1 pseudogene is annotated in these 939 nt (G+C 64.2%); it reads right to left on the reverse strand.

From position 1 onward, the window contains the following. Nucleotides 1-797, reverse strand: a pseudogene (locus AC1D00_RS43000) (DUF1236 domain-containing protein); the annotation flags it as partial. Between the last annotated feature and the right edge of the window lie 142 nt (nucleotides 798-939).

Below are 939 nucleotides of genomic sequence, written 5' to 3' on the forward strand. Positions count from 1 at the left end.
AGCCGGTAGAGACGCACGCGTGGAGGGATCGTCTCGCCGACCCGGATCGAGATGTTCAGATTCCGCTCCGGCTGCGCTAGGCTTGCGCGGCTCACAGTCTCAGAGATCCGCACCTGCTTCTCGGAGGTCAGCTGGGCCTGCTGATTGACCTGCGTGTTGGTCTGGGTTGTCTGATTGGCTTGATTGGTCTGCGTGCCCGTGGCGGCCGGCGCGGTCTGTGCATTGTTGGTCGGGGCCGTCCGGCTCGTGTCCGTCGCTGTTGCGGGTCGGTTGTTCTGTTGCGCCGGCGGTTGTTGCTCGGCATTGCGCGGAGGCTGGCTCTGGTTGCGCTCGTTCTGATTGGCCGTTGCGCCCGTGCGCTCGTTCTGCTGGCCAGCGGGGCCGGCCTTGGATTTCTCGGACTCGGCGGTTGATTTCTGCGGTGCGGACTTGTCCTGCTTCGTCTCGGCGCTGCTCTTTCCGCTGTCGCGTCCCGGTTTCGCGCTTTCGGCCTCGCGGTTGCGATCGCGCGCAGGCTCGCGAGATTCTTGCGCCTGATCCTTCGCCTTCGGTTCATCGTGCCTGGTAGCGCCGGCTTTTTCCTCGCGGCCCGCTCCCTGCAGTCTCTCCTGGGCGCCCTGCGCACGTTCCTGAACTCGTTCCTGGGCCGATCCACCGCGCTGCGGCGCGGCGCCTGTCGCCGGTTCCTCGGTCCGTTTCGGCTCGTCTCTGCGCTCACCGGGCGCCTGAGCATAGGCGTAGCCTGATGCGAGCACGAGTCCGATGGCTGCAGTCGACAACATCAAATGCTTTGGCATGGTCCCTCTCCTCAGTAAATCACAACAACAGACGCGAACGTTCTGTCGGTGCGAAGGTTCCTGAGTGGAACGAAGCCGTTCACCAGTGAGCCGATCAGATCGCGCTCACATTGCGTCCTTCAGCGTCAGCCGTGCCGTGAAC

The organism is Bradyrhizobium sp. P2_E8, from assembly GCF_056403875.1.